Origin of the sequence: Mycobacterium innocens, from assembly GCF_900566055.1 — a bacterium.
GTDB lineage: Bacteria > Actinomycetota > Actinomycetes > Mycobacteriales > Mycobacteriaceae > Mycobacterium > Mycobacterium innocens.
Map to the genome: position 1 here is coordinate 1 of NZ_UPHQ01000019.1, position 5931 is coordinate 5931.

Genomic DNA, 5931 nt, shown 5'->3' on the forward strand with positions numbered 1-5931 from the left:
GTCGCGACTACCCCAGGAAGCAGCGAACCCCACCGGGACCTGGAACCCGGCGTCACCGCACGACACGCGGCGCCGAAACCTACCCGGCACCACGAAATCAAGATCAACAAGCGTCGCCGGCCCCACATCACGGCGTCACCTACACCCGCATGAAATTTTGAGGCAGATGACTCCCGTCTCGATAGTTGCGGATTCGATGTCGGCAATGATCCACCCGGATCCACCCGGATTTAATCCGTCCCGTGCGTTTCCGCGCTGCAGCCGTGGTGCCGGGCGCATCCTGGGGCGCCGCGGCCCAAGTGAAATGACGTTTGCCGCCACATGCGACCGGTATTGACTCCTGTGATTCGGTTGTGACCTGCTCGGATTCTTTATTCGGGCCCATCAGCAGATAGGCTGTCTTCCGTGGTCCCGCTTTGGTTCACGCTGTCCGCGCTGTGTTTCGTAGGTGCGGTGGTGTTGCTGTACGTCGACATCGATCGACGACGCGGGCGCAGCCGACGTCGTAGGTCGTGGGCGCGGTCGCACGGCTTCGACTACGAGCGCGAGTCGACCGAAATCCTGCATCGCTGGAAGCGCGGTGTGATGTCGACGGTCGGTGATGTCCCGGCCAAGAACGTCGTGCTGGGTCAGATCCGCGGCGAGGCCGTCTACATTTTCGATCTCGAGGAAGTCGCCACGGTGATCGCCCTGCACCGCAAGTTGGGCACCAACGTCGTGGTAGACCTGCGGCTCAAGGGACTCAAGGAACCACGGGAGAGCGACATCTGGTTGCTCGGCGCGATCGGGCCGCGGATGGTCTACTCCACCAATCTCGACGCGGCCCGGCGGGCCTGCGACCGGCGCATGGTCACCTTCGCGCACTCCGCACCCGACTGCGCCGAGATCATGTGGAACGAGCAGAACTGGACGTTGGTCAGCATGCCGATCTCCAGCACCCGCGCCCAGTGGGACGAGGGACTGCGCACCGTGCGCCAGTTCAACGACCTGTTGCGGGTGTTGCCGCCGCTGCCGCAGGACGAGACCTCTCAAGAGAGCGCAGAACCGGCGCGCAACGCAGCACCGGGGCGTCCGCTGGCATCCGCGCGTCAGGCCGAATTGCCGCCCCGGCGCGCTCAGGCCGACCCGGCCGCTGGGCTGATACCCGATCCGGCTCGTCGGGTGGCCGAGCCGGTGCGTCGTGAACAAGGTCGTCCCGAAGGCCTTCGGCGTCCGCCGCCGGCCGGTCGTAACGGCCGGCAAGCCAGCAACTTCCAGCACTGATAGCGGGGCCCGGGGGGCCGGCGGCCGGTCAGTACACTGTCGCTCATGCCACGGCCCGTCGCGCTGATCACAGGTCCGACTTCCGGGATTGGCTCCGGCTACGCGCGACGCTACGCGCGTGACGGCTACGACCTGGTTCTCGTCGCCCGTGATGTCGACCGGTTGCAGCAATTGGCCGGCGAGTTGGAAGCGCAGGCCGGCGGCGTCGAGATCCTGCCCGCCGACCTGGCCGACGCGGCCGATCGGGCCAAGGTCGCCGAACGGCTCTGCCGGGGCGTCCGGGTGTTGGTCAACAATGCCGGTCTGGGCACCTCCGGGGAATTCTGGACGACCGATCCCGCCCTGCTGCAGGCGCAGCTCGACGTCAACGTGACGGCGGTGATGCAACTGACCCGGGCCGCGTTGCCGGCCATGCTCGAAGCCGGCGCGGGCACCGTCATCAACATCGCCAGTGTCGCCGGTCTGCTATCCGGCCGCGGGTCGACCTACTCCGCGTCCAAAGCCTGGGTGATCTCGTTCAGCGAGGGCTTGGCCAACGGGTTGCAGGGCACCGGTGTCAGTGTGCACGCCGTATGCCCGGGTTACGTGCACACCGAATTCCATGCCCGGGCCGGCATTGACATGGCCAAGCTCCCGTCGTTCATGTGGCTCGAGGTCGACGACGTGGTCAGCCAGAGTCTGGCCGATGTCACCCGCGGCAAGGTGATCAGCGTCCCGGGCCTGCACTACAAGGCGATTGTCACGGCCGGGCGGCTGATGCCGCGGGTCCTGGTCAGGGCGGCAGTCAAACGTGTCGGCGGCGGCAGTGGCCGAAGCTGACCGCGGCGAGCTCGCCGAGCTGGTGCGCCGGTTGTCGGTGGTGCACGGGCGCGTCACGCTGTCGTCGGGCAAACAGGCCGACTACTACGTCGACCTGCGCCGCGCCACCCTGCATCACCGGGCGTCGGCATTGATCGGCAGGCTGATGCGCGAACTCACCGCCGACTGGGACTATGCGCTCGTCGGCGGCCTGACGCTCGGCGCCGATCCGGTGGCGACCGCCATCATGCACGCGCCCGGCCGCCCGATCGACGCGTTCGTCGTCCGAAAGTCGGCGAAAACCCATGGCCTGCAACGACTTATCGAGGGATCCGAGGTGTCCGGTCAGCGGGTCCTGGTGGTCGAGGACACCAGTACCACCGGCAACTCCGCGCTGACCGCGGTGCACGCTGTCCAAGACGCCGGAGGCGAGGTGGTCGGCGTGGCCGTTGTCGTAGACCGCGCCACCGGTGCCGCCGAGGCTATCGAGGCCGAAGGTCTGCCGTACCGCAGCGTGCTGGGGCTTGCGGATCTGGGGCTGGGGTAGGCCGGCGGCGGTGCGTGTTCTGGTTGCGCTGATCGTGGCGTTGTCCTGCCTGGTGGCCTGCTCCCATTCGACACCGGATCGCATCTACGGCGCCCAGAGCGCCCGGCTGGGCGAATCGCTATCGGTGCTGGGGTGGAACATGGCGGTGTCGAATCTGCGCTGGTCCGGTGACTACGTTCTGGTCGACGTCGATGCTTCGCCGAGCGACCCCCATGCGCCACACGCCAAACCCGAAGACATTCGCTATGGCCTCTACGGTGCCCTGGCCCATCCGCTGGAGTCGACCGGCCTCGGCAGTTGTGACGACGCGATGACCAGGGTGCGCGATATCGCCAAGCCGCTGTCGGCGCCGCCGGACCGGCTCACCGGCACGGTCTGTCTGGGCCCGCTGACCGACCGCAGCGCGGTGCGCGGTGTGTATACGTATTCGCCTCATGATCGGATCGCCACTACCGCGGCCGCTTACCCGGCCGCGTTTCCGGTGGGGATGTTGCCGACGAATCAGAACGACACCGGTCTGGTGGTCAAGACCACCAGCTTGTCGGCCTGGCGCGCCGACGGTACGCCGGTGACCAAGACCCAGCTCGGGGACCCGGCGGCATTCACCGGCAACGGCTACATGCTGCTGGGGTTGGCGGCCGATGCGCTGGCGACCCGCTATCGCGACGACTCCGCCGCCCGCGGCGGGCCGATGATGCTGCTCGCCGCGCCGACGCTGCCCGGCCGCGGATTGAGCCCGGCGTGCGCGACCTATGGGGCATCGGTGTTGATCCTGCCGGATGCGTCCCGCGACGCCGTACACGTCGACGCGTCGCTGTGCACCCAGGGTGAAATCAACCAGGCGCTGCTGTATGCGACGGTGGCGATCGTGGGCACTCACGCCGCGGTGTGGACGTCGCGATGAACGAAGCGGGGCCCACCGAATGGGCGGTGCCGGCCGGCGGTGTCGGTCCCTGGGTGGGCGCCCTGCCCGACGACCTGCGGTTTGACCCAGAGTTGTTGCGCGACGGTGATACTCGCAATGTCGTCGACGCCTACCGGTATTGGACCCGGGAGGCGATCGTCGCCGACATCGATACTCGCCGGCACCCGTTGCATGTGGCGATCGAGAACTTCGGTCACGACGCCAACATCGGTTCGGTGGTGCGTACCGCCAACGCGTTCGCGGTGGACACCGTGCACATCGTCGGCCGTCGGCGTTGGAACCGCCGTGGCGCCATGGTGACCGACCGCTATCAGCGGTTGCGTCACCACGACAGCACTGCCGAGTTGATGGAGTTCGCGACTGGCGCCGGTTTGACGGTGGTCGCCGTCGACAACGTCCCCGGGGCGGCGCGGCTGGAGGAGACGACGCTGCCGCGGGAGTGCTTGCTGGTGTTCGGTCGGGAAGGACCCGGCATCACCGACGACGCCCGCGCCGGGGCGTCGATCACGGTGTCGATCGCCCAGTTCGGCTCAACCCGCAGCATCAACGCCGGCGTGGCCGCCGGGATCGCGATGCATGCCTGGATCAGGCAGCATGCCGACCTGTCGCGGGCTTGGTGAATCGAGTGTGCGCTGGCGGCTTCGAGTGTGCGCTGGGGGCGTCGAGTGTGCGCGTGCGGCTTCGAGTGTGCGCTGAGGGCGTCGAGTGTGCGCTGAGGGCGTCCAGTGTGCCGTGAGGGCGTCGTCGGAGCGAATCCTCAGCCCTGAGTACACAGTCAAAGCCGTGGATGCACACTCAAAGCCACACGCGCACAGTCGAAGCCAGATGCGCAACGGCCCGACGGCGCAACGGCTCGACGGCGCAACGGCTCGACGGCGCAACGGCTCGACGGCGCAACGGCGCAACGGCTCGACGGCCACACGCGCAATGGTCCGACGCGCAACGGCCCACGGCCACACGCGCAATGGTCCGACGGCCCGACGGCGCAACGGCCCGATGGCGCAACGGCCCGGCAGCCGCAATGGCTCGGATAATGCCTAGTCGCGCGGTTTGGCCGGCCTCATCTTGAACGAGATCTCGAGCTTGATCCGGAAGGTGATCTTGCCGCTCGAGTCCACCGACATGTCCTGCTCGATGACTCGGGCGACCCGGATGTCGTCGACGCTTTCCCGCGCCCGCTGCACCGCCTCCGCCGCGGCCTGCTCCCAGGAGGTAGGGCTGGTCCCGATGATGTCGATCACCTTGTACACGCTCATGGGGGTAAAGCGTATAGCTAACTCCACAAGGTGACGTGGACCTTCGGGCGGAACCGCGCCACACCGACCCCGCTGCCGCGGATCATCGCCTGGGTGCACCGCGGGGTGGTGATGAACCGGACCAGTTCGGACACCGCGGGCTGACGGGCCGAGGGTGCCAATGTCGAGGCACACCACTCGCCGGACCTATCCAGTCCCGGACCGGTCACGTGCACCAACCGTCCGGCGGCCAGGTCCTTGGCGACCGCGAAGCCGATGGTCAGCGTGACACCACCGACTCGCCGGATCTCCTCGAGGGCAGCGGCATCGCTCTGAAAGAGTCGCTGGTGTGATTCTGGAATCGCCAAGTCCCGCAACATGTTTGCGATCTCTCCGTCTACGCTGCCCGCCGAGGGGCCGAGCATCCACTGCTGCTGGCGCAACAACGTGGGTGTCGGAATACCAACGGCCAGTGGGCTGTTGGGTGCCACGACGGTGATGATCTGATACTTCAGAAAGGGCCGCACAAAGAGCGAGCCGTCGGCACCAAACGAACTTTCGCTGGCCGGTCCGATGGTGATGTCAACCGCCCGTGACAGAATCAGATCGCGGAATCGGCTCGTCGGATGCACGCTCAACTCGACGGACAGGTCGTCGGCTCGAGACGAGAACAGCTCGATCAGGCCCGGTGCCGCGTGCTCGGCGAAGGTGCTGGACGCGGCGATGCGCAGCAGCCGGCGGCCGTGGGCGGCCTCGGTGACCTCGATCGCCGTTTGTTGCTGGAGGCCCAGGATTTCCACTGCCCGGCTGGCCAGCCGCAGCCCGCCGGGGGTGAACGCCAACCCGGCACCGGTCCTGGTGAACAGTTGGTCGTCCAGTTCCTTGCGCAACGCCGCGATATGCATGGAGACCCCGGCATCGGAGAGGCCGAGCTCTGCGGCGGCCGCTCGCACCGAGCCCAGTCGCACCACCGCCGAATAGGCCCGAAGTTGAGCCGGAGTCATGGAAAGAGCCTACTTCTGGCTTAGTGGTCTCGCCCGGAAGTCCGTCGGGGGTTAGGTCCAGGCGGTCGGATCGCCGAGATAGAGACCGCAGGCGGTGTCGAGCGCGTCCTCGGGTGCGCCAGCGAATTGACCGGTGGACAGAACAGAATCCTGGTAACC

Annotated in this window: 7 protein-coding genes; 5 read left to right on the forward strand and 2 right to left on the reverse strand. The window is 67.3% G+C overall.

The annotated features are described in order from the left end of the window. The first annotated feature begins 405 nt into the window (after positions 1-405). The 5 genes from ttfA to EET03_RS01965 are packed head-to-tail and all read left to right on the forward strand — an operon-like array spanning position 406 to position 4153. A complete protein-coding gene (ttfA, locus tag EET03_RS01945) occupies positions 406-1263 on the forward strand; it encodes a trehalose monomycolate transport factor TtfA (RefSeq protein ID WP_075542206.1) in 858 nt (285 codons plus the stop codon). 45 nt (positions 1264-1308) lie between these two features. Beyond that, positions 1309-2082, forward strand: coding sequence for an SDR family NAD(P)-dependent oxidoreductase (locus EET03_RS01950; RefSeq protein ID WP_075542205.1), 774 nt, complete (start codon positions 1309-1311; stop codon positions 2080-2082). Further along, positions 2069-2608 carry an orotate phosphoribosyltransferase gene (gene pyrE, locus EET03_RS01955; protein WP_063472131.1) on the forward strand — a complete coding sequence of 180 codons (540 nt, stop codon included), beginning with the start codon at positions 2069-2071 and terminating at the stop codon, positions 2606-2608. The genes EET03_RS01950 and pyrE overlap by 14 nt, the downstream gene beginning before the upstream one ends. A 10-nt stretch (positions 2609-2618) precedes the next feature. Next, the gene (locus EET03_RS01960; RefSeq protein WP_075542204.1) at positions 2619-3512 is read left to right on the forward strand and encodes a hypothetical protein; all 894 of its coding nucleotides are present in this window, start codon (positions 2619-2621) and stop codon (positions 3510-3512) included. Further along, the gene (locus tag EET03_RS01965) at positions 3509-4153 is read left to right on the forward strand and encodes a TrmH family RNA methyltransferase (protein ID WP_063472130.1); all 645 of its coding nucleotides are present in this window, start codon (positions 3509-3511) and stop codon (positions 4151-4153) included. Before EET03_RS01960 ends, EET03_RS01965 begins: the two co-directional genes overlap by 4 nt. Positions 4154-4570: 417 nt before the next feature. Here EET03_RS01965 and EET03_RS01975 read toward each other — a convergent pair whose 3' ends face one another. Further along, entirely contained in the window at positions 4571-4789 is a 219-nt protein-coding gene (locus tag EET03_RS01975) for a dodecin family protein (protein ID WP_023370097.1), read from the reverse strand. A 17-nt stretch (positions 4790-4806) separates the two neighbouring features. After that, complete coding sequence (locus EET03_RS01980) at positions 4807-5772, reverse strand: LysR family transcriptional regulator (protein WP_075542202.1); 966 nt, start codon at positions 5770-5772, stop codon at positions 4807-4809. Positions 5773-5931 lie beyond the last annotated feature (159 nt).

Coding starts and splice junctions, on each gene's coding strand:
- EET03_RS01980 (WP_075542202.1), bottom strand. CDS start 5,772: ATGACTCCGGCTCAACTTCGGGCCTATTCGGCGGTGGTGCGACTGGGC.
- EET03_RS01950 (WP_075542205.1), top strand. CDS start 1,309: ATGCCACGGCCCGTCGCGCTGATCACAGGTCCGACTTCCGGGATTGGC.
- EET03_RS01975 (WP_023370097.1), bottom strand. CDS start 4,789: ATGAGCGTGTACAAGGTGATCGACATCATCGGGACCAGCCCTACCTCC.
- EET03_RS01965 (WP_063472130.1), top strand. CDS start 3,509: ATGAACGAAGCGGGGCCCACCGAATGGGCGGTGCCGGCCGGCGGTGTC.